Raw genomic sequence first — 24,869 nt, forward strand, 5'->3', positions numbered from 1 at the left:
AAAAACTTTAACGAAATGATTTTTAATTATTTAGCATAGAGATGAAAAAGCTTTGCAATAACTTTCCATTCACCATTAATTTTGATTAATGAATGGTAATCGGTGAAATCTTCATCTGCAGCATCGTGTTCCATTTCAATGCGAACAATTGCTGTGGTGGGTGTTTTGTGCAAAACCGTCAGATTGGTTTTGATATTTGGTGCTGCGCCAAATTTCTCCACATAGGTATACAAATTATCTATAGTACCTTCTGAGAGGTCATCACCCAAGTGACCATACATTATTGCATCCTGATGAAAGGTCTCTTTTAAGGCTGCTACATTCCCTGTTTTTAATCCCTGAACATAGCCTTCCATTGCCGCCAGGACATCTTCATAATCCTGAACGGTGTTTATATTTTTATTTGCTGCCATTTTTCTTATTTTTTAACTTGATAAATTTTACTGATGATTTTCCAGTTGCTGCCATCCTTAACCAATGTAAACATATCGGCATATTTGTCTGGTCCAAATTGAGATTCGATTCTCGCTATTGCTACATCACCTTCTACATCCAGAGTGGTCAATTTGTAATTCGCCTCCATTGGCTTCGCTGCAGAAAATCCATCAAATAGTGCCTGAATAGGAACACTTTTTAATGCTCCGTTTTCAGACCACGACATGGTTGCCGTTGACGCAAATGCTGGTTTTGCAATATTACCATCCCCTTTTCTTCCTGCTTCTACATATAAATCTATTGCTTTGAGGATACCTTCTTTTTCTTCTTGATTGTTTTGCATAACTTCTGTTTTATTGTTTTGATTATTTTTATCTTGACAGGAGACTAATACACCTCCAATTATTAGTGTTGAAATAAGGACTACCGTAGGGACTGAGGAAAATATTTTTTTCGAAATTTTTCCAATGCCTTGTCTAAAGACATTAGTATTAAAACCTGCGGAACTTGAAACTACGTTTTGTTGTTCTGGAATGTTTGTCATAAATCGTTTTGTTTTAGTTGAATATTATTAAATTTCCGAGCATAATCTACTGTACTGACTAACAGAATAGTTAAGCTCTATTTCTAAAACAAAGTTACAATGACCAAAGCGTGTAGTTTTTTCTAATTAGTTCAAAGATTTTGACTAATTAGTCCTTTTTGAGAATTAAAATATCCCGTGTGGAAGTTTCTCCAGTAATAAGATGTATTATAAAAACTCTTTTAATGATAAATTGGAAATTAAGATGGAAAAATGTGATTCAAATAATTGAATACCGGAATTTTATTGAAGGTGATTTAGTACTTGGTCAATTGGAGTATTGGCTATTAACGGGAGATACTTGGTGCCTGTCCGTGGAATTCCTTGTATATTCTTGAAAAGTGAGAGACATTTTCAAATCCCAGGGAATAACAGATATCTGAAACCGACAAAGCTGTAGTTTCCAGCATGTCTTTTGCCTTTTCCAATCTCTTTTCTCTGATCCAGGTTGCCGGTGCAACATTGTATATATTCTGAAAATCTCTTTTAAAACTCGAGAGACTTCTTCCGGAAAGATATGCTAGTTCCGAAACAGAGACTGGCGAAGCATAATGCTGTTCGACCACATTGCGGATATCAGTTTTTACAGGCTCGTGCAATTGCAGAATTTGTAAAAACATACTTCTGTTGCATTCTGCAACATCATAAAGTAATTCCATAATTTTCAGGCGAAGCTGTCCGGGATGTACCACAGAATGATCAAAAAAGTAAGGCTTCATAGAATGGGCAAATGCAACCAGACATTCATTCATTGGATAAACTCCTGTCTTAATTTCTCCCTCTGGTTTTGCTACCTTAATTTCTGAGGTTGATAAAAATGATTTTAGAAGATCATCTTTGATACTGAACATTAAACTATCGTAAATATTATCATTTTCAGCATTCCCGAATTTATGATACTTTACAGCAGTGGCTTTTTTCAACAAAATCATATCATTTTTGCAAAGCTTGTATTCCTGTTTTCCATAAGTCAACACCACAGATCCTTCCATTACAATTAGTAGTAAATGCTGTTCTAAGTACATAGTTCCTTTAACTTCGGTACTGTGTATACACTGCTCGATTACAGAACAACCATCTAACATCAGGGAGTTTTGAGGCGCATCTCCGCCAATCAAAGAAGTTGGAACCTTAATCATTTTCTTCATATTGCAACTATTAAAGCGGTTTTAACTTTGCTTTGGAATTAATCCTAAAACACTATAAAGTTCAGATACAAAGATACGAGCACTAAGAAAAACATATTTTTCTTTTTAGTCCAAATATTTTGCTTTTTTAGTTCTTAATATATTTTAACCCTTCCAAAAATCTGTTATGAATCAATTTTCGTATATGATAAGTAAAAGCAGTTGTCATGGAAACATTACCAAACTTTCTTATAAAAGTGCTGCAGATACTTGCCGACAGAAACGGCATGAGTTGTACTTTAGAAGAGCTAACAAGTCTCTTAACCCCAGTTTTTAATGCCTTCTCGTCATTTAAAGACAGTAAATCCGATGAAAAGGAAAACCAAGCAATACTAGTAGATGCTTTACTATTTTTGAATAACGAGAGATATATCTTTCTAAATTCAAGTTGCGACAAAAGTTGTATAACTATAAAGGGGCTGATTTTAGTAAATAATAAAGTTTTTTGCAATTAAGTTAAGACTCTTTTTTGCAGTTTACAAAAGCCCATTTCATAAGAAATGAGCTTTTTTCATTATTCTTTTAAGCTCACTTCTTTTTTGTCGCCATCTTTATCTATAGTTACACGCTTCTCAATATTAGCCTTGTCTATATAGGATTGTCTGGCTGTACTGTAATTTGTTGATGAACCCGTATACCCCCAATAGTTATAATAATTGGTATAGCCCGATACATAGGAATAGTTATAAGAGTTAGAAAAATCAAAGCTGGCCATAACGACATAATTACCAGGCATAAGATCTGCGAATTCAAAATGTCCTTCATCATCGTAAACTTTGGCTTTTTTGACCGAATAACCAAAATCACGGTTCAAAGGAACTTCCGGCATTTTTTTCTGTTTGCGAATCTTCTTGTTCACTTCTACCCACTCCTCATAATAATCGGAACTTGGAAAAAGCGTAATCTCTGTACCCTTTGGAGCATATTGTTTCTTAGCGGTATTCACCAAACCACCCAATTTCTTTCCAGAGTCTGATCGTGCATAGGCTGTACCAATAATGACACTATTGCCTTTGGAGATTTGCTGCACCATAAGTTCTTTGTTGAATATGTTCTTAATAGGCTGATAATCGAGCTCTTCGTTGGCTGTAATTTCCCACATACCTTTACCCATAGACATTTCGCGCTGCCATAAACGATGGTCTTTTTTGTCTACAATATAATTATAGATAGCACCGGTATTTTCTTCTAAAACTGAGACAAGCCATGTGTCGTGCTTACCAGTCTTTGGAGAATTGTAGATAAAACTTTTTACCTCTTTGACGGTATAGTATTCAACAAGAACATCAGACTCATTATTATAGTAAAACTGCGGGATGCGGGCTTTATAACCTACATCTAATGGCAATGTACAAATCAAATGATCAGTCCAGTTCCAGTCAATATAAACCTCTTTGGGATGCAGTTTCAGCTTTTTATCCTTTTTGGTTTTCTTCGAATAATAATTTCCTGTAACCGTCTCACCAAAGTCGAGATTTAGTTTTGACTCCTTTCCATCGCTCGTATAGCTTATAGGTTTCAGTGTTTGGGCATCTGCTACACTGGTGCGGGCACTAGTTCTTGAATTGTCTTTTGGAGTATAGGAATTGGTCAGACTCAACTGATTATTTGCCACAACAATATCATAGGTTAATGATCCTTGCTTTACCCAGCTTGTATCTTTAACATAATAAACGGTATAAAGGGATTTTTCGGGTTTGATGTATTTGGTATTGATATCCTTGCTGCCGGGTGCAACTGTCTTTTGACAGAATGCAGCAGATGAAAGCAGACTAACTGCTAAAACAAGTGCATAAAATTTCATATAAGTAGTACTATGGTTAATGATAAATAAATTGATTTTGTTTGCTCAATTTAGAAATCAAATGTAATAAAAAAGTTTTTATTTTTCCTGGGAGACAAATCGTATTTGAAAGTTATTTACTACGTAAGAATTTTAAATTACCTGTCAGACCATCATCATTTACTGTAGTAAAAAGAAAAAACAACCCTTTATTTGTGAGACTTATTTTTTTACCCGGTTTTACTTGAAATTATTCTATTTTTGCATTTTACTTTCCCAATAGAATGAATACTCTACAACAACCCATACCACACAACGAGCTGGAACGTCTGGCAGCATTAAAACGATACAATATTCTTGATACATTGCCCGAGGATGCTTTTGATGATGCTACAAAACTCGTTTCTTATATATGTGGCGTGCCCATCGCACATATTTCATTTATAGACCAGAACAGGCAGTGGTTTAAATCTGAAATTGGTATTGGAGTTTCAGAAGTTCCAAGAGAAATTACTTTTTGCCGTTATACTATTTTGGAATCGGAAATGGTTGAAATACCGGACACGCATGCAAATGAACGATTTAAAAATGATCCTAATGTTACAGGAGGTTTTAAAGTGAGATTTTATGCCGGGGTTCCCCTTACAACGCCTGACGGATATAACATAGGAACAATTTGCGCTATAGATCATGTGGCGAAAGAACTTAATAAAGACCAACGAAATGCACTTACTATTATTGGAAAGCACGTGATCAATCAGTTGGAATTAACAACAAAAAATATTGAATTGGCCGCCCAGAAAAAAATTGCCGATCGTGCCGTATTTGCAAAAGATAGTTTTTTAGCCAATATGAGTCATGAAATCAGAACTCCACTTAATGCAATCATTGGTTTTACCGACCTGCTGGCTCAAACAAGACTTGATGCTATTCAGCGTGATTATATCGAAAGTGTCCAAATTGCTGAAGAAAATTTACTTTTGATCGTAAATGATATTTTAGATCTTTCTAAAATAGAATCAGGCAATCTGACTATTGAAGCACAGCCTTTTAATTTAAAGAACACGCTTAAACATGTTTATGATTTACTAAAAGTAAAAGTTCAGAAAGATGTTGAATTTAATCTCTTTCTCGATGCCGATATGCCCGAAAATGTAATTGGCGATCAGGGAAGATTAAATCAGATACTAATGAACTTAGCCGGTAATGCGCTTAAGTTTACTGAAGATGGCGAAGTAACGGTTTCGGTAAAAAAAGTAGCCGAAACTGCCGATAATTATTCGCTTAGATTTTCGGTTAAAGATACCGGAATTGGAATAAAAGAGGATAAATTGAAAACTATTTTCGAACGATTTACACAAGCTGAAGAAAGTACTACGCGAAAATTTGGCGGCACCGGACTTGGCCTTAACATCGTAAAACAACTGGTAGAATTACAGAATTCGATAATTCACGTAAAAAGTAAAGAAGGACGCGGTTCAGAATTTTTCTTTGTACTGACTTATAAAAAATCAAACCAAATTGAAACTGCAGACGAAACTTTGTCCGAGTATAATTTGGGAAAACTTAAGATACTGCTTTGTGAGGATAATGTTTTAAATCAGAAACTGGTAAAGAACGTTATTTTCAATTTTGGCTTTGAATTAGACATAGCTGAAAATGGCGCAATAGGAATCGGTCTTTTATCAAAAAATAAATATGATTTGATATTAATGGATCTTCAGATGCCCGTTAAAGACGGATACCAAACCACAAAATACATCAGGAATGAAATGAACATGACTATTCCTATAATAGCCATGACAGCGCACTCTCTTGTGGGAGAACAGCAACTTTGTTTTGATGTAGGAATGGATGCGTATGTACCAAAACCTTTTAAGCAGCCCTTACTTTTAGAAGCGATAAAAACAGTTCTAAGCAAAGAGGGTAAAACGCAACCCAAAAGAAAGATTAATTTATCTTTTTTGGAAGAGATGGCTGGCGAAGATACTGCCTTTATAAAAGAGATGATTCAACTTTTTATTGAAAGAATCCCTAATGAAGCAGCACAACTGGAAAAAGCATTTCATAATAATGATAACGAGTCAGTAAAGAATATTGCGCATAATATGAAATCCAGTCTCGAAATTTTTATGCTAAAAGACCTTAGTAACTATTTAACTATTATTGAAGAAGAGGCTAAATCAGGACATTTTAGTACTGATACTGCAGATAAAATAAACTTTTTGCACCCTGAAATCATCGATGTCGTTAAAATTTTAAAAGCAGTATGATAAAAAATTTGAGAATGATTGTTTAATCTTTTTCATTTTGCATAAAATCCGGAAAGCCGCTTTTTGTCCAACTTACTTTTCGTGCGCGAGTAGCACGATTTTTATCTGATAACTCGTGCCCTTGTATTTCCTTATAATCACGAGCATGATAAATCATTATCGTTGATTTTCCGTCTTCAGAAGTCGTAAACGAATTATGGCCGGGACCGTATCTTTTTAGCTCTTCGCTGGTGTAGAAAACAGGTCCCGGAGACTTATTCCAGTTAGCAGCATTCAGCAAATCTGCGTCTTCATTCGCCCACAACAAACCCATACAATAATTATGATTTGTTGCACTGGCAGAATAGGCAACAAATATTCTTCCGTCTTTTTTAATTACGGCAGGTCCTTCATTTACATTGTATTTTACCCTTTCCCAGCTGAATTCAGGCTCGGTCAAAATCACTTCCGGTCCTGTAAGCGTCGTTGGATTTTTCATTTCAGATAAAACCAAAGCTGTTCCGCTATCTCCTCCACGTACATTTTGCGCCCATATTAAGTATCTTTTTCCCTTGTGCTCAAAAGTAGTGGCATCTAAAGAAAAGGATTCTTTTTGAGTCTTTATTTGTCCTTCTTCTTTCCATTTGCCCTGCATTGGGTCTGCTGACGAATTCGACAATACCCACATCCTGATATTCCATATATTTTCAACCTCGCCTGCTGCAAAATAAATGTACCATTTGCCATCGATCCTGTGCAATTCCGGAGCCCAGATATGGCTTCCCATTACTCCCTTTTCATGTTTATGCCAAATTTCTTTTTCCTTGGCTTCTTTTAATCCGTTGATGCTATTTGCCTTTCTTAGTACAATACGATCGTACTCAGGAACAGTTGCTATCAAAAAATAGTCTCCGGTATCTGTTTTATATACCCAGGGATCAGCGCGCTGTTCTGCAATGGGGTTATTAAATTCTGTAGATTGTGAATAACTCTGATTAGAATACATTACAGTTACCATCACCAAAGTGAAAATTCTAATTAATCTCATGCTTACTTATTTTAATTTATTTATCAGACACCTTAAAATTGGATCTTTTTTTCTGGTTCTCCTTCAATTGTAACGGAGAAAGTACCATCACCTAAATCCATAATTTTACTCACAGGCGACAATTCTTTATTGGTAAATCTTTTATTTGATTGTTTCCAAAGCATCAAAGTCGCATAAATATTTGACTTTTTGGGTGCAGAAGTACTTCTTACATCAATAACACTACTTTCATTACTTTCCGGATGTAATCCTTTGGCTTTTACAACTTCTGTCTTTTCCCATCCTAAAATTGGAATCATTGCCAATTGGTATTTTCCGTTATCAATAATTGTAACATCAAATCCGTTTACCTTTTTTGTAGAAGTCACGATCTCTTTATCTAATTCTGGCAAAGCATAATGCCCCAACCTCATCGCAATTGTTTTATCACTATTGTTTTTATCTACTCTTAAAATTCCGTTTGCCAAAGGAATATCGGCTAAATTGAACTGGATATTTTCATCGGTTTCTAAAACTACATCTCTGTAATAAATGCCGTTTTCAAATTTCTTAAAAGTGTACAATCTAAAGGCTTCCCAGGCGCCATTTTTGTTTTTAATGACATAATTCATTGCCACTTCTCCATTTTCTCCATCAGCCTGCCAAGGAAAAGCGCTATTATAAGACAGCTTGTTATAATTTTCTGTTGATCTAAACTTTTGCCAGTCGTTTTTTACTTTTTCATTGCACCACGCTCGCACTTCCGAAGCTCCAATATTGGGATAATCTGTAATTAATATATGAGAATCTCCCTGATATTTATTGTAAACTTCATCTTTTTTGAAAATGTCCCAATCGCCATTGTTTTCTTTAGCATTCCAAAAAGGATTATCATCAGGAACCAGCAATCCCAGGAATGCTTTTCCCATCCAATACACACTTCCCCTACAGCTGTAAACCTGAACGGATGGTTCGAAAGCGCCGTAAAAACCAAGTGTAGGCACATTATCTTTCATAAAATCGGGATGCGTTAAAAACTGTTTGATCACGCCAGACGAGATTCTTCGCATCCATCCATAATTGGTATTGGGATCATTTTGAAATCCCATTAAAGGAAAAGGAACTATAGCACCGGTTCTGTAGCTGATGCTTCTTCCCCACATGATCATTTCGCCATTTTTGCTAAACAAATTGGGGTAATTATCCTTTAAATCATTGAAATTACGGGTAAATTTAGCCACGATCTCCGGATAATGTGCTTTACCAAAAAACTCAGACCAGATTGTTCCGTACATCTGAAAAGCCCACATACTGTAGTAATCATACGCCGGACTATCATTGTACCAACCGTTTCCTGTGTAATTTTTTAGTGATTTTTCGAGATATTCCACCAATAATTTTTCATTTACCGTATAGCCTTGTTCTTTAAAAAAGCTCAATACAAAAATGTTGAAAAACTTCCAGTTCGAATCTACCGTTGGACCATCACCATAACTCAGCATAATTTTTGCCAGTGCATCTTTCTGATTTTTTGGTAATGGTTTCCATAAAACCTCAGGATTGGTAAGCAACGATACGGCCAAAGCGCCAAACTCTACTAGTTTTTGACTTGGCCCGCCATTTTGAGAACGAGGCGCAATATAAGATGGACTTGCCGGATCTGTTAATTTGCCTATTTGATACCGATAATAATCCCCTACTTTAATGTTATTAATCACTAATGATGGATTCTCTTTTAATAAAGGCGAAGCTATAAACAAGGTTCTGCAAAGCCCTTCCAGTTTTTCGGTTGGAACCTGGCTTTCTTCTTTGGGATAACTTTTCCCTTCCTGCTTGGGAAATTTCATAGGATCATCCAGCGTATGAATGTAACTAAATGCTCCGTCTAATAAATACAGTGCAGCATCTCTCCAATGTTGCTTTGTCATTCCGGTATAAGAACTGATAGCATAATTGGGATTTTTTATCTCAAATACACTGGCTGTATTTTCTTTTTGCTGTGAAAATAAAGACACGCTAAAAACAAAAATTAAAAGGGATATTTTTACTTTATTCATTTTAAAATAATTTTGCAATATTATCATTTTACATTTTATTTTTTTTAATAGCCTTTATAGTAAGGACTGTTTTACCCAATCCCGGAGAAGTAACTTCAAGATTAATATTCCCTGACTGTTTATTGCTTTTTATAATTACCATTGCACGTCCTTTCCAGGTTTTACGAGTATTTGCTACATATAAATCAGCATCTTTTAAATCGGCATTGTCGACTCCTGCAATTGTTCCGGCACCCGAAACTTTAAATGTAAGTTCATTAGCCACATTGGGATTTAAAATACCTTTTTCATCTAAAAGCTCAACATTTATATATACTAAATCCTGACCATCAGATTCGATAGTTTTACGATCTGCTTTTAATTTAATTGTAGCCGCCTGACCTGCTGTTTTTAAGAACACCGATTCTACTTCTTTGTTATCTTGTAATCCAACTGCTTTTAATTCGCCTTTTGTATATGGAATTACAAAAATTGCCTTAAACTCCTGCGCTTTGGTTGTTTCTTTTTCTCCTAAATTTTTACCGTTCAGGTAGAGCCTTACTTTAGAATATTTCGAATATACTTCGACCTCAATATTTTTATCTTCCTGACCAGGCCACGTCCAGCTTTCCCATGTAGGCCAAACCGACCAGCTTGTCAATTTAATTTTTCCATTTTCAGGATTTGGTTCCCGAACTGCCATATATAATTTTTCATTATCATTATACAACATACTTCTATAATGCGAAATTGGTTTTCGCCATCCCATTAAATCTACATCACCACAATACGCACCATGCCAGGGATATAAATTTGCTGTCCAGTGTTCTCCCTCTGTTTCTCCCGGATAAACAAAACGGCCAATTCCTGATTCGCCTAAATAATCCATTGCTGTCCAGACAAAATCGCCTATAATGTAATTGTGTTTTTGAACTAAGTCCCAGTTGGCAAAAGCATCTTTAGGATATGATTCAGTCTGCAAAATAATTCGGGAAGGTACCCTTTCATGATCTGATTCTGCATAATGCAATTGATAATTATATCCTGCAACATCATGAGCAGCCATCAAAGGATCAAAAATTTCCCAACCCTGATCCCAAGTGGTCATAGCCGATGTTATAGGGCGTGTAGCATCTATACCTCGAATTGCATTTGCAAACATTTTTGCTGTTTCAACTGCTTGTGGCTTGGTACGCTCAATAATTTCATTACCAATGCTCCACATAATGACTGAAGGATGATTGCGGTCTCTCAGCACCATAGATTCTACATCGTGTTTCCACCATTTATCAAAAATACTGGCATAATCAAAAGTATTTTTCTTTTCTCTCCATCCATCAAAAGCTTCATCTATGACAAGCATACCTAATTTGTCGCACGCCTCCAAAAAAGCTTCAGAAGGAGGGTTATGAGAGGTTCTAAGCGCATTAAACCCTGCTGCTTTCATCAATTCTATCTTTCTTTCTTCAGCACGATCATAAGCGGCAGCACCCAGCGCTCCATTATCATGATGCACGCAACCACCGTTTAATAGTATTTTTTTATCGTTTAATACAAATCCGTTTTCAGCGCTAAACTTAATTGTCCGAATTCCAAAATCAATTGTTACAACATCTATAATTTTTGACTCTTTTACAATTGACACTTTAACCTGATACCTGTTTGGTGCTTCCAATGACCACAATTTAGGATTTTCTACATCAATTGTCTGAATTACTTCTTTTTCTTCATTTGGCTGCAATTCGATTTTACCAGATGCATTTGCTACAGTTTTTCCTTTTCTATCCGTAATAGCAGTAGAGAGCATAACAACTTCTAATACTGGCGTTTCGTTTTTTACAATGGTTTTAACCTGAACTACAGCCTTATTATTTTTTACTTCTAATGTACTAATGGCAACGCCCCAATTTTTAACATGAACGGGATTTTTTACCATTAACCATACATTGCGGTAAATACCTGAACCACTATACCATCTGCAATTTTTTTGTTGTGAATTATCAACCCTGACTGCAATTGTATTTTGCTGACCTAATTTTAAATAAGGTGTGAGATCATATTCGAAAGAGGTATAACCGTAAGGCTGAATACCCACTGATTTTCCATTAATAAAAACCTGAGCATTCATATAAACTCCTTCAAAATAAATAGCAATTTTCTGGTTCTTCCACTCCTTTGGTGCAGAAAATGTTTTTCTGTACCAGCCCGTTCCCATCGGATAAAAACCACCATCTCCTCCACTTGGGTTATTTTTTTCTGATTTTCCTTCAATACTCCAATCGTGGGGTAAATCTAATTTTCGCCAAGTGCTGTCATCAAAATTTATTGCGCTATTTTCAGCAGCATCTCCTAAGGCAAATTTCCAATCAAAATTAAAACGTTGTTTTCGCTCTTGATTTGTATTCTGCGCTACACTTTGTGATATGCAGCTCATTATTATCAAATTAATTAAGAATAATGCCTTTACTATTTTTCTCATTTTCATTATGATGTCTGTTTATTTAAAATTCATTCGTTTTATTGAATTCTTTTGTTTTGAAGCATTACAACCTATCAAAAATGTTGTTAGAAAAATTAAAGTGATGCATCTTGGAAAAAAAATAGTCATAATAATTATTTTGTTCTGTTTCAATATTCACAAACAACAATTACAAGTGTCAAAACAACACTTTTCAAATATAAAAACTATTATGTTTAAAATTTAGCTTTTCGCTGCTTCTTTTGCCTGCGTGTTTGTTAATTCACAAATACGATTGGTATTGTTGAGAAAGCTCTACTTTATCTCTTTTCTCTAAAAGCATTTAAATCCCATTTCTCCAGCCATTTCAAAACTGGCTTCCCGTTTCTAATTGTTATAGGCAGCCAAACATAACTTCCCTCAATAGGACTCTCTGGTTTCCATCGGTCAGCCATAAAAATAAATTGATCTTTTTTTCCCTGAACTGGGAAAATATAGGTGCTTTGCGAATAAAATGTCAGTTCAGCATCTTTACCAATACACGGATTTCCCAAAGATTGCCATGGTCCCCAAATAGATTTCGATTTAAACGAACGTGCCTCATTAGGATCCCAGCCTGTACAGCCTGAAGTTATCATATAATAAACCCCATCTTGTTTAAAGACTGCCGGAGCTTCATTATGACCTGCCGGAGCCACTGTTGTCCATTTTTGGGTAAAATCTAAATAATCAGCCGTAAGCTCTGAAATATGAAGTGTCAGATTATCTTCTGATGAATGAATCAGATACGCTTTCTCATTATCATCTACATAAACAGTCATATCCCTTGACATTTGTCCTTTTTCAAAATCCCTGCGAATCAGCATTCCGTTTTTTACTGCCGTTAGCCATTCCGGAGTCCACGATTTCAACTTACTTTCGTCTATAGAAGCTGTTTTGAACTCATCTTTAAAATTAATTGGCCAAACTCCTTTATTAGGACGGTATGATTTTTTAAATTTAAAAGGCCCGTTTGGCGTATCACTTACGGCAACCGCAGCACTGGCAGCATTATAACCTTGCCCTTTCAACTCTAAGTGAAACCACATCACGTATTTAGCTGTTTTTTTATTAAAAACCACTTTAGGGCGTTCCATTATACATCCTTTGGCTATTTCAGAGGCAGGGTTTTCCTCTACCCTAAGTACAATGCCTTCGTTGTGCCAATTGTACAAATCTTTTGAGGTGTAACAGCTAATTCCTTCTAAAGCGGTATTTCCCGCACGTCCCGCAGTTTTATATTCGCCGTACCAATAGTAGGTTCCGTCAATAAAAAGCATACCGCCACCGTGGGCATTAATATGTACTCCATCGGTATCTTTCCATTGTTTTCCCGGAACAAAATCTTTGTTCTGACTGAAAACAAGCGAACATACCAAACTTATAATTATCGAATATTTTAATTTCATTTTACTTCTTTTTTTGATAAACCCTGATATAATCTATTATGTATTTTGACGGAAAACTGGCTGCTGTATAGTCTCCGCCATTGATTCCTCCTACTGCCAGATTTACCAATAAGTAATGTGGCTGCTGAAACGGAATTATGTTTTGATCTTTACTTTGTATTGTTTGCTGTACATTGATCTCGTTTAGTAATTGATTGTCTACATACAACTTAATCGACTCAGCATCCCAGTCCATTCTCCAGAGATGAAATTTATCTGCCCATGAATTGTCCTTAAAATCACTCAGCTTAAATGTGCTGCTATCCCAGGCTGTATTAGATTCTTTTGATTTCCATGCCGCATTGGCCAATATTTTCCCTGTGTAATATTCCATAATATCAATTTCGCCATTCGCAGGCCAATTTCCTTTTATACCCAAAGTCCAAAAGGCCGGCCACATTCCTTTTGCGATTGGAATCTGAGCCCGCATTTCAAACCGGCCATACTGCCAGGCATGTTTTCCTTGTGTGATTAAACACGAAGAGGTCGCTTTTATAGAATCTCTGTTTTTTGTCCAGTCCTGATGGCTTTTAGAGATAAAATTAGGATTGACTTTATTTTCTTTTCTGGCTTCAATAATTAAAAAACCGGCTTTACAATAAGCGTTTTCTTTTTGATACCACTGCTCTTCCTGATTTCTCATAAAACCAATTTCATAATTCCAATTCTTTTTATCCGGAGCGCCATCTACAGCAAATTCATCATTCCAGACCAAATCATATCCTTTGTATTTGGGAGGTTTTTCCTGATTTGGAATAAAGCTAAAAGTTAAGGCTAATACAATGGCTAAAATCAAAAACCGAAAGGTGGTAGACGTCATTTTATATCTGTTTTAAAATCAAAACCTTAAGAATAATAAGTGCTGTTGGTTTTATCTTTTAAAACATGAACAAATGCCGGTAAATATTATGAACCAACAGCCTTCTTATTTATAGTTGTAATACGTTGAGTAATTAATTTTAACACACAGGAACATAGGTTTTAGGTCTTTTAAAAAAGGTATTTCACTTATTAAATGCATATAGCTCGCCCGCTATGTGAAAGAAATGTATTTCTTTTTTGCATTTTTTTTAGCTAAAAAAAATCTATGTTTCTATGTGTTTATTTTTTTTTGAATTATACCCAAAGGGTAGTTTTATTTTTTAATAATGCGAATTGTTTTATCAGGATAAGATTCAATCTTTACCAGATATATTCCTGCTGTGGCATTGGAGATATTCAAATTGACTTTACCATTTTCAATACTATACTTTGCCTTAGAAATCAATCTTGCATCAGAAGTATAAATTCCAATGGTTACTGCCTCTTCATTGGCTGGTACATCAATCTCAAACTGGCCTGAAGTAGGATTTGGAAATGCTTTTAGCGTTATATCCGAAGAAGATCTCTGTACTGTTTTAGGAGTAAACGTACTCAATGTTGGCGATTCATTATAAACCGTACCATAAAACTCAAGCTCTGCAATGTTTCCGTAACCAGTTGGTGTGTACCAGTATATGTATCTGTATTTTTGAGTGGCCAAACCTGCATCTTCAGTAAAAACCGCATTTGGAGGTGTTTGTGTTATGGTATGTAAAACATCATAAGTCGTAAGATAATCGGCGCTGTTAGAACCTCTGATCTCACTTCCGGTCATACGGGTTCCAAAAGTAGGACGGGGAACATATTTTATAGATGTTAAACTGGCGCTGCTGTCTAATCCAAAATCATAACCTAAATAACCCGCAGCAGTTGGTCCGTCAACGTATGTATTGACATCTTCATCGAAAGCTTTCGCTATGGTCAAACCATTGTTTTGATACGATCCTTCGTGACCAATGATTGTTCCGGTAATTTTTTGTCCTCCCGCAGGTTTTGCTGTTAATACAACTGAATCTGTACCTTCGCCTAAAGAATTAAAAGCAGCAACTTTATAATAATACGTATTCCCGTTTGTAACTGCTGTATCCTGATATGAATTGCTAGTGATAGTCGCAATAGTAGTAAAAGGGCCTGCTTGTGAAGTCGCTCTTTTGACATGAAAAGAAGCATCGTACATAAAATCCCAACCCAGAATTACTTTTGCATCACCAGATCCCACAACGGCATTTGTTACTGCATTTGGAATGGCTAAAGCCAATGTTTTAACCTGCAAAGCTGCAGAATAAGCACTTTCTCCTCCTGAATTCTCAGCAGCAAGTTTATAATAGTAATTGGTATCTGCTGTTAAATCTTTATCCTCGTAAACCGTATCTTTTACATAAGTGGCAACAGTTTCATAAGTACCATTTAAACTTTCTGACCTTTTAATAGTATAAGATATTGCTCCTGCTGATGCTGACCATTTTAAATTGATTATTGAGGTAGATATTCCTGTGCCTTCAATATTTGCTGGCGTTACAGGGATTGCAGCCTGCTCAAAAACCAATATAGCCGAGTATGCTGTTTCTACATTATCCTTACCTACTACTTTAATCCTGTATTCTGCTTTTGTATGAACTATATCTGTTTTTTTAAGAACAGTATAATCTGTCGATTCCTGAAAAACTGAAAATGCGGTTTCTCCTTCTAATTTTCTTTCCAGAATATATTTATTCACTAGATCCTGATTGGTACCTGTCCATTTTACTGTAATATTTTTATAATCTGATGACAATTCATACGTTAGTGTTTCTACTTTTGTTTTCCATACCGAAATATATTCTCTGGCCGAAGTATAGGCTTTCGCCGATGCATTTTTGGCATAATATTCTCCTGCCGGAGTTAAAACGGTATAATCAGTTGCGGTGCTTGAAATTACCGGCGCTGTCTGAAGCCATACATAACTCTGCCAGTTTGGATTTCTAGTTTTAAAAGCATCGTTGATAGTAACATACATGGCTCTGGAATCCTGTACCCAATTGTAGATCGAATAACGTTCTACATAATCTGTCGTTTCTAATACATTTAGAATTGCCGCCAAATCATTTTTATGTTTGATGGCATTTGCATCTGTTAATAAGACAGGACCGTCAGGAAAATTATTCCCGGTCCAGTTGGCTCCTATATTCCATTCTGTAATCCAGATTGGTCTTTTGTATTTATCATATATGTTTTGCAAATCACTTTTCCATTGTGCGGCAGTTTTGTACCAATAACAATGAAGCGCCACATAATCAACTCGATAATTATTAGCCTCGGCCTGAGTCATAAAACTTGCCATCCATGGATTAAACGGATCTGATGTAGAAGGCGAACCTAATCGTAAACCTGATTTCAGTAATCCAGGCCATGAAGTTATGGCAGCCTCAACAGTCATATTAGACTGATCAGGGCGATCCGGTTCATTAAAACCTAAAAGATGCGTATATCCTTCTTTCGTATAAGCAGGAGTAAATGATGGCCAGGATTGTGTTTGTCTTATAGGAACATATTCTACATTGGGTGTAGAATCTAATCCTGTGTTCCAATTGTAATACCAGGTAATGTTTGTTGCATCTATAGCCTGCGCATCACCGCCTGCAAGTCCCTTTTTATTGACTTCATGCCATTTCATTGTTCTGACAAACGAAATGGTCCCTTTTAGATTAACAGGTAAATCTGCTATCTCCAAATCTTGATTTTCTGCAATATACACCCTGCTATATCCGCTTCCGTCAGCACTGGTGGCAAAGGTGGCCATATAACCTTTTTTTAATTTGAATGATTTAATACTGTTATCAAACGCTTCTAAATTATCATAAGGCGTAACGGGTGCAAACTGTCTCGATGCTCCTCCAAAATTTTCTGCAGTAAAAACCTCTAATGGTGTTTCGTTAACAGTATAAGGAGCCACAACAGTACCTGAACCATAATTGGTAACCGATACATTACTGCCATTCCCGGCCAAAACTCCGTTTACGGATACAAACTTTAGGTACGAACTAATAACGTCACTGGGTTTAATATTCTCGAAATACAAACGCGAAGCTGTCGAATTTAAATTGACTGTTGAATTAATTAAAGGGTTGTAGGCATTTTGCAAATACAAAGAAGAAGATCCGTTCAGGTTTAATTTTGATTTTGCATAGCTTTTTACATTCTGATTACTGGTAATTTCTGCTGTTTGCAATGCAGGACTAATGATTTTTTCCGGTGCATAAGCCACATTCTCATACGTTACTGAACTCACTACCATATCAACTATACCTGTTGTATAATTTTTACCAATTACAATAGCTGGACTTGTTTGGGACTGAAGCTTTAGTTCTCCTATTCCAAAAAGTGCATTGGCTCCGCTAATATTTATATAATAAGTCCCTGCGGTTTGAGATTGAAAAGATAAATCTCCTTTTCTGAGTTTATTGACAGCTCCTGAAGTAAAACTTTTAGAATTTAAAATAGTTCCTCCTCCATTGGCTACTGTAGAAACAGATACATTAATGAGAGATCCGGGAGCTAAATTTGAAATGTATTCGTAAATCCATGAAAACTGATAGTCTTTCGAAGCTTCTAATGCAATTGGAAATGAGTAAACTGAATTTTGAAGTGCAGTCGAATCCCATCTGATATGTAAGAGTCTTCCTGAATAAATACTATTGTCAGATTCAAAAGTATGTCCGGAAGTTACATCCATATATCGTGTTCCGGAAGTGCTGTTGGCTGTAGTAAAAATCGTGGGAACGCTTGCATTCGTCCATCCATAAGCAGCCGGAGTTCCGGAATTATCATTAGCAAAACCATCCCAGGTATTCATTAAATTCGAAGATTTTAGTTTTAAATCGCCAATTGCCATGAGTCCGTAATCGCCTGTAATGGTGATGTAGCGAATACCATCAGCATTTGAAATAAAAGAAAAATCACCTTTTCTTAATTTATTGGCGCTGCCGGTTGTAAATGTTTTAGAAGCTAAAACACCCGATCCGTCAGCTCCCGTTGAAATGGACACATTCAATTTTATGCCCGCCGCCGCATTCGAAATATACTCGTAGATCCATGAGAATTCATATTGCAGGTCTTTTTCCAGTTTTACGGGATAACTGTAAGTTGAGGTAGCATAACTGCTATTGTCCCAACGGATGTACATTAACCTGCCGTTATAAGCTGTATTATCTGATTCGAAAGTATGCCCGGAGGTTACATCCAGATATCGTACGCCACTTGTTGAATTGGCAGTATTCCACGGAAGTGTGGCAACGGTATTTGCCCAGCCATAATCGTTAGGTTTCCCTGAATTATTGCCTGCAATTCCTGCCCATCTACCAAGCAAGTTATCTGTACCATAAACAATTTGCTGTGCTGCTGAATTATCAATTACAAAATCAAGCGTTTTAGATGTTAGGTAATGTCCGTCCTGGTAGATATTGGCAACGCCGTCTTTTACAGCATAGCGAAAAGTTTGTTCCTGAGCATTATCAACAGAGGTGCTTAAATTTTCTATTATGGATAAAGCTGTGGTATTATTTAAAGTTGTTTTATCTAAGGAAGTTCTGAATCCAAATCCGGCTGAATTTTTAACCTGAACATCCAATCCTCTGCCCTGGGCTGTGTTTATTTTGGCTTTTACTTCTAAAGTAAATTCACTTTGGCTGGATAACGGAAAGGTTATAATATCTGAATTTGCTGCGTTGCTAAATGTTTTAGAACCGTTTAATGTTGTACCCAAATTTATCTTAACAGGCAGATTAGGAGCTTGTGAATATCCCCGGAATAAAAAGACCGATAAACAAAATAATATAAACGTGTATAATTTTTTCATAATAAATTTTGGTTTTAGAATTATTGAAAAATCATTAATAACGGGAGTGGTAAAATAATAGTCCACGGGTTTTACGGATTAAGCTGGTTTGCGCAGCATAATTTTATACTTGTGAAAAAATAGCCACGACCCGAACGATAGTGAACAGGCGGAGCAATTCACGAATGATTACGCTAAAAAATCTTTTTAATCTGTGGCGAAAAAATTCGTTTAGTTAATGCAATTAGCGGCGAAAAAAAAGTTTCTCGCAGATTTGGCAGATTGAGCCGATTTTTTTTAATCATTAAAATCTTTTATCCTGATAGCTATCGGGGGTGCCGAAAAAAATTAGTTTAGTTAATGCAATTCGTGGCTAAAAAAAATCTTTTAAATCAGGGCAATAAAAGACCACCAGCATTATCCCTTGTAATTTTATTACTCAGGATAATACTCTGGAGTCTATATTTATAATACTATTTAAGAAATTTGAAAGTTCTTATCTTGGGCTTTCAAAGTAATTGAATCATTACTCGATTTTATCTTCATCCGCGACAGCGTCTTGCCATTTATCCCAAACCTTAACATTGGGATCGTAACCGTCGTAACCAAAGTTCTGACTCAGTTTTCCTTTTATATTGGCTGTTATAGCACTATTTGGAATTGGCCAGTAATTGTTACGCTTGTCCATTGAATAAATTTTAGTTCCGTTTGGAACCACGATTCCGCTTGGGTATTTATTGTAAAGGGTGTAATGTGATATACGCTGGTACCAATAACTACCTCCTGCCGCATCAGTTCCGGATTGTTTATCCCAATCGGTTTTACTGTACGTCTGACCCCATTCATCTGGTTTTCCACTGAGGGCGAGACAGTGCGAGATACGTTTTAACTCGGCATTTCTCCATTCTTCTAAGTAAAGTTCTCTTCCTCTTTCGGCACAAATATCTCCAATGGTAACTGTTCCGTACATTTGTGAAGCTCCTGCTCTCGCTCTGATTACATTTACGTCCTGCGCAGCTCCACCAACATTACCCTGATAAAAACGGGCTTCGGCTCTTAACAAATAAGTTTCGGCCAAACGATATAAATACCAGTGTGCTTTACCTCCTGTACTTGCTCCCTGAAAATCAGTTGCATTGGGATTGGTTTCATTTACAACATCATGAAGGTAGATTTTATATAACGGAAAATCAAACCATTCACGAAGGGTATCTTTTGACAATAATGTATTACCTTCTTTCAATCTAAAATTTTGCTGGTAGTAAGAAGAAGTTTTATCACTGTATTTAAGATCTTCCATATTTACCCAGTTACCCACAGCGCTATTGTGTCTAAGGTCCTGCTTATCCTCAATACCGTTTACGACCCACATAGGGTGCTGCGAATAATAAGAAGCACTTATAGTTCCAATACCACGCCCAAGTGCTCTTGCATAATCATACTTCGCCTGGTAATTCGCATTGTTTGAGGCAAAACGATTGGCTCCTTGCTTACCATCAGGGGTTGTAAGAGTACCTGAATTCCAGTTAGGTCCAAAAATTCTCATCGAAGCAAACGGTAAAAATGACTGCACTCCACCATTTGGCATCACCATTATAGCTTCTCTGTTAGCAGCAATAACCTTATTTTCTGGTCGGTGTAAATCCCATATAACATTTCTGTTAATCGCCCATGTTGCTGGATTTCCTCCCGGATCGAAAGTACCAAAAGTACTTTGCATTAAAGAATAACCGGATTGATTAATCAGTAAATCTGCCTGTGTTTCTGCTTCTTTAAATCTTCCGGAAGCCAGATAACACTTAATCAATAACTGACGGCATGCTCCTTTGTTTACTACACCCAGATAAGGCAGTTTCGCCTGATCCGGTACCCATTCTACAGCTTTCTCCATATCTGCAGTAATCATTTCGATAATTGCTTCTTTTTTAGTCGAATAATAATTCTGTTTTGGAACCTTCAAAATTTTTGTAATCAATGGAATATCTCCAAATTGATACACCAGATTAAGATAACGATACGCTCTGTGAAAATAGGCCTGACCTATATATCTATTCTTAACTTCCTGAGTTAAACTTGTCACATTATCAATATATGTCAATATAGTATTGGCATTTTTAATACCAGTGTAAGCTTCAGTCCAGTAAAATCCCAGGTAAAAATCATCATTTGTTGCTGTTTTAAAGCTTCCTGTAGGAACGATAGTATTGGCAAAATCAGAAATAGTACTGCTATTATCCGTTTTTCCGTATTTGGCCATATCAGAGAAAACATATTCTGTACCAATAGGCACACTATTGCCGGCACTATTATAGTGAATATAATTATTACGTAATTGTTTATCGGCACTTGCTAAAACGGCCTGTAAGCCAGATTCAGTAGAAAATGTCGTTTCCGGTTCGTAAAACGAAAGCGGATCCGGCTCCAGAAAATCCTCTGAACAAGAAACCATAAGAGCAGCCACTATTACTAAAGGTGCAAGTGTTGATATCTTATTTTTAATATATCTTTTCATCGTTGTAATTGTTAAAGTGAAACGTTAAATCCTAAATTAAACATTCGAGTAGCCAGTCCACCTGTTTCCGGGTCTCCATAATATTTCCATTCGCCGGAAGCAGACCATGTTGCCGCGTTCTGAACTGAAGCATAAATTTTGAAGTTTCTGACATGCAAACGATCTAAAAGATCTTTAGGAAGTGCATAGGCCAGCGAAATATTGTCTAAACGAATAAAACTGCGATCGTATAATTTTTGTGTTCCGGCTCCTGCAGGCCCTCTTGCATCAAGACGTGCCCAATCATTGGTTGGATTATCAATGGTCCAATACGGGTTTACAAACGGGTTGTAGTTGTTGGTGTATAAACTACCGTCGTTATACGTATTCATATAACGTCCGTCAAGTGATTTGTGTCCCATGTACGAATACATATTAATGGCTAAATCCCATCTTTTATAAATTTTGAATTCATTACGCATCGACCAGTTGATTGGAGGTGCTCCCTGACCTAAAAACTGCTTGTCTTTTTCATTATAAGTTGGTTTTCCATTTACATCGTCAGCGGTATAACTGTTCTCCACTTTTGGGTCACCAGGACGTTGTCCGTATTTTGCCGCTTCTGCAAATTCATCTTTTTGCCAGATTCCAATCACTTTATAGTCCCAGATTTGAGAAATAGGTTTACCAATAAACCATCCATTCGTTTTATCATCTGCCTCTCTCTTTCCAATAACATTACCATTGGCATCCTTGATATCTTCCATGTTGCCATACAAGGCATTAATGGTGTTCTTATTGTATGAAAAAGCCACCATCGTAGTCCATTCAAAATTTGGGTTTTTGATATTGATCGTATTAAGACTTATCTCAATACCTTTATTTTCAACCTCTCCAAGATTAGTTGCAATAGATGAAAATCCTGTAAACTCAGGTAAACGCTGATTCATGATCATATCATTGGTCACAGATCTGTAAATGTCGATTGTACTTGTAATGCGGTCATTTAAGAAACCAAGATCAAGACCAATATTGGTTGCTGTTGTTTTTTCCCATTGCAAATTAGGATTTGCCAAACGGTCTATTCCCAGATATTTCATATCGACAATATTTCCTGAGGCATCGATATAACCCATTGTTGCTCCGGTTCCTGAATTTAAGTTGGCTAAAGCCAAATAAGGATCAGCCAATGATCTGTTTCCGTTTTTACCCCATGATAAACGTAATTTACCTGTACTTAAAGGCTCCCACTTGAACCAGTTTTCTTTATTAAAGTTCCATCCCAATGCTACAGAAGGAAAAGTTGCGTAAGGATATGAAGCTCCAAATGCTGAATATCCATCGCGACGCACCGTTCCTGTGATCATATAACGATTATCAAATGAATAGAAAAGTCTCGCCATTAATGCATCACCTGACTGATGTGTATCTGTAGATGAAAACGTACTATTGGCCAGTGTTGCATTAGCAATATTGTGAAAACCTAAAGCGTCTGAAGGTTGAATATTATTTGCATCAATACGATCTGACCATGTTTTAAGATCTTCTGCTTCCTGAACTAAAGTGGCTATAATATGGTGTTTCTCATTAAATGTATGATCCCATGCTAATGTATTGTTGAGATTCCATGTAAAATTTTTACCGTTTTCTCTATCTACTCCTATGTTAGCAGCATTCCAGTTTTTATTGCCTGCTGACTGAAAATAACGATTGTAAAAAAATTGATAACGAGGTGCTGCATTAAAGGAATACGTAATACCTAATGGTAAAGTTATTTTTGTATTAAAAATGGTATTCAACACCGTATACCCTTTCTCAAGCTCTATATATTGGCGGTCATAATAGTAATTATATCCTCCAATAGTTGGTCCCATTGGTTGTCTGGCATAATCGCCATTTGCTTCTGTAAAGTTAGAAAACGGGCTGTTTCTTAACATATTAGCATCCCAATAATTAGTACCTGTACCTACAGATATATCTCCATCTGAACGATCCTGAAAATTAATGTTTACTCCAAATTCAAGCCAATCTGTAATTTTAGCGTCCACTTTCATATTCGCACGAACAGCAGAATAATCATTACCCTGAATCGCTCCTTCAGATGTTAGATATCCTAAAGACATATAATAATTTACTTTATCACCTGCTCCGGAAACACTTAAATTATTGTCGTAATTTATTCCTGTTCTAAAAGTACTATTATACCAATCGTGCGTTTTTCCTTCAGTAAAATTCTTCAAAAGTGAAGCATCAGTAATTCCTAAACGAAGTCCCCAAACTTCATTCAAACTTTTTCCCTGTATTTGTCCTGCTGGCTGATAAGCTAACCATTGCGCCTGAGTAATACCGTACTGATCTAACTGATTAGGATTTGCAAAATATCCTGCCTGCCCCACACGTGCTGCAACATAAGGTTCGTATTGCCCTGATGTCGTATTTTGACCATACGTTTTTGCTACTTCCCAATCCTGACGGTATTTTACATATCCATCTGGAGAGTATACATCGCGATAAGCACTTTTGTTGGTAATGGTTGTGTTTGTAGTTAAGTTAATAACAGGTTTACCACTTTTTCCTTTTTTTGTTGAAATCACAATAACCCCTGCTGCTGCTTTAGAACCATATACCGCTGTTGCAGATGCATCTTTTAAAACATCGATCTGGCCAACATCATCAGGATTGATTTCTGAAAGTTCACCATAAAATTGCATTCCATCTAATATAATAAGAGGTGAATTATGATTAGCACCATCAGGATTGTAAACAGAAGTCTGCCCACGAATCTGCAAAGATCCTCCTCCTTTTGCATCAGCAGAATAACCCACTTTTAGCCCCGGAACACCTCGCAATAAATCCTGAACGGTCTGCGGGTTTTGATTGGCCAAAGCTTCGGCTTTAACCTGAACAATGGCTCCTGTTAAATCCTTTTTCTTCATTTTACCATATCCCACGACTACCACTTCATCTAAAGAAGCAGGATTCTGTTCTAATTTTACCACAATATTAGATTTGTCTCTTGCCAGAACTTCTTTGGTTACAAAACCCATATAAGAAATTACCAATACTGAATTTTCGTCTCCCGCTAAAGTAAATTTTCCGTCAAAATCTGTTATCGTGCTTATTTTTGTTCCTTTTATTAAAACAGTTGCCCCAGGCAAAGGCATTCCTTTTTCGTCTTTCACCTGTCCGCCAATACTATTTTGCTGCTGTACTTTTTCAAGCCCGTTTGCATTACCTGAACTCCTCGTATATGCCTGCACTTGAGATAAGGAAACCAATACACAAAACAGGGTAAGTTTCTTTTTTAAATCAAATCCAGATACGCAATCAGGAGCTTTGATTTTCCTAATAAAATTTGTCATCTTTGGTTGTAATTTTTTGGTTAATTGATTAGTTAATAAGCTTTGGAAATTATTGAACTATAAGCTGAAATGAACTTCTCTTAAAATTCCGTTT

Annotated in this window: 14 protein-coding genes; 2 read left to right on the forward strand and 12 right to left on the reverse strand. The window is 36.3% G+C overall.

Annotated elements, in window-relative coordinates; all coding sequences use genetic code 11:
* Positions 1-26: 26 nt before the first annotated feature.
* The 3 genes from IRZ78_RS01115 to IRZ78_RS01125 form a co-directional block, all read right to left on the reverse strand.
* On the reverse strand, positions 27-413 hold the full coding sequence (locus IRZ78_RS01115; protein WP_194614761.1) for a nuclear transport factor 2 family protein: 387 nt from the start codon (positions 411-413) through the stop codon (positions 27-29).
* Between the two features lie 5 nt (positions 414-418).
* The gene (locus IRZ78_RS01120; RefSeq protein WP_194614762.1) at positions 419-979 is read right to left on the reverse strand and encodes a nuclear transport factor 2 family protein; all 561 of its coding nucleotides are present in this window, start codon (positions 977-979) and stop codon (positions 419-421) included.
* A 326-nt stretch (positions 980-1,305) separates the two neighbouring features.
* A complete protein-coding gene (locus tag IRZ78_RS01125) occupies positions 1,306-2,166 on the reverse strand; it encodes an AraC family transcriptional regulator (protein ID WP_194614763.1) in 861 nt (286 codons plus the stop codon).
* Positions 2,167-2,372: 206 nt separating this feature from the next.
* On the opposite strand from IRZ78_RS01125, the gene IRZ78_RS01130 reads away from it, so the two are divergent.
* Positions 2,373-2,660, forward strand: coding sequence for a hypothetical protein (locus IRZ78_RS01130; RefSeq protein ID WP_194614764.1), 288 nt, complete (start codon positions 2,373-2,375; stop codon positions 2,658-2,660).
* A 59-nt stretch (positions 2,661-2,719) separates the two neighbouring features.
* Here IRZ78_RS01130 and IRZ78_RS01135 read toward each other — a convergent pair whose 3' ends face one another.
* Positions 2,720-4,009, reverse strand: a complete 1,290-nt coding sequence (locus IRZ78_RS01135; protein WP_194614765.1) for a hypothetical protein — start codon at positions 4,007-4,009, stop codon at positions 2,720-2,722.
* Positions 4,010-4,272: 263 nt separating this feature from the next.
* On the opposite strand from IRZ78_RS01135, the gene IRZ78_RS01140 reads away from it, so the two are divergent.
* Entirely contained in the window at positions 4,273-6,261 is a 1,989-nt protein-coding gene (locus tag IRZ78_RS01140) for an ATP-binding protein (protein WP_194614766.1), read from the forward strand.
* 22 nt (positions 6,262-6,283) lie between these two features.
* On the opposite strand, the gene IRZ78_RS01145 is transcribed toward IRZ78_RS01140, so the two are convergent.
* The 8 genes from IRZ78_RS01145 to IRZ78_RS01180 form a co-directional block, all read right to left on the reverse strand.
* Complete coding sequence (locus IRZ78_RS01145) at positions 6,284-7,288, reverse strand: glycoside hydrolase family 43 protein (RefSeq protein ID WP_194614767.1); 1,005 nt, start codon at positions 7,286-7,288, stop codon at positions 6,284-6,286.
* Positions 7,289-7,320: 32 nt separating this feature from the next.
* The gene (locus IRZ78_RS01150; protein WP_194614768.1) at positions 7,321-9,324 is read right to left on the reverse strand and encodes a DUF2264 domain-containing protein; all 2,004 of its coding nucleotides are present in this window, start codon (positions 9,322-9,324) and stop codon (positions 7,321-7,323) included.
* 28 nt (positions 9,325-9,352) lie between these two features.
* Positions 9,353-11,737 (reverse strand): sugar-binding domain-containing protein, encoded by a 2,385-nt coding sequence (locus tag IRZ78_RS01155; RefSeq protein WP_228520314.1) that lies wholly within the window; start codon positions 11,735-11,737, stop codon positions 9,353-9,355.
* 344 nt (positions 11,738-12,081) lie between these two features.
* Positions 12,082-13,209 carry a glycoside hydrolase family 43 protein gene (locus IRZ78_RS01160; RefSeq protein WP_194614770.1) on the reverse strand — a complete coding sequence of 376 codons (1,128 nt, stop codon included), beginning with the start codon at positions 13,207-13,209 and terminating at the stop codon, positions 12,082-12,084.
* Between the two features lies 1 nt (position 13,210).
* Complete coding sequence (locus tag IRZ78_RS01165; RefSeq protein ID WP_194614771.1) at positions 13,211-14,068, reverse strand: glycoside hydrolase family 16 protein; 858 nt, start codon at positions 14,066-14,068, stop codon at positions 13,211-13,213.
* Positions 14,069-14,383: 315 nt separating this feature from the next.
* Positions 14,384-18,943, reverse strand: a complete 4,560-nt coding sequence (locus IRZ78_RS01170) for a glycosyl hydrolase (protein WP_194614772.1) — start codon at positions 18,941-18,943, stop codon at positions 14,384-14,386.
* A gap of 505 nt (positions 18,944-19,448) precedes the next feature.
* A complete protein-coding gene (locus tag IRZ78_RS01175) occupies positions 19,449-21,434 on the reverse strand; it encodes a RagB/SusD family nutrient uptake outer membrane protein (RefSeq protein WP_194614773.1) in 1,986 nt (661 codons plus the stop codon).
* Between the two features lie 11 nt (positions 21,435-21,445).
* Positions 21,446-24,775 carry a SusC/RagA family TonB-linked outer membrane protein gene (locus tag IRZ78_RS01180; RefSeq protein WP_194614774.1) on the reverse strand — a complete coding sequence of 1,110 codons (3,330 nt, stop codon included), beginning with the start codon at positions 24,773-24,775 and terminating at the stop codon, positions 21,446-21,448.
* Between the last annotated feature and the right edge of the window lie 94 nt (positions 24,776-24,869).

Source organism: Flavobacterium sp. CSZ, from assembly GCF_015350725.1.
Classification (GTDB): domain Bacteria; phylum Bacteroidota; class Bacteroidia; order Flavobacteriales; family Flavobacteriaceae; genus Flavobacterium.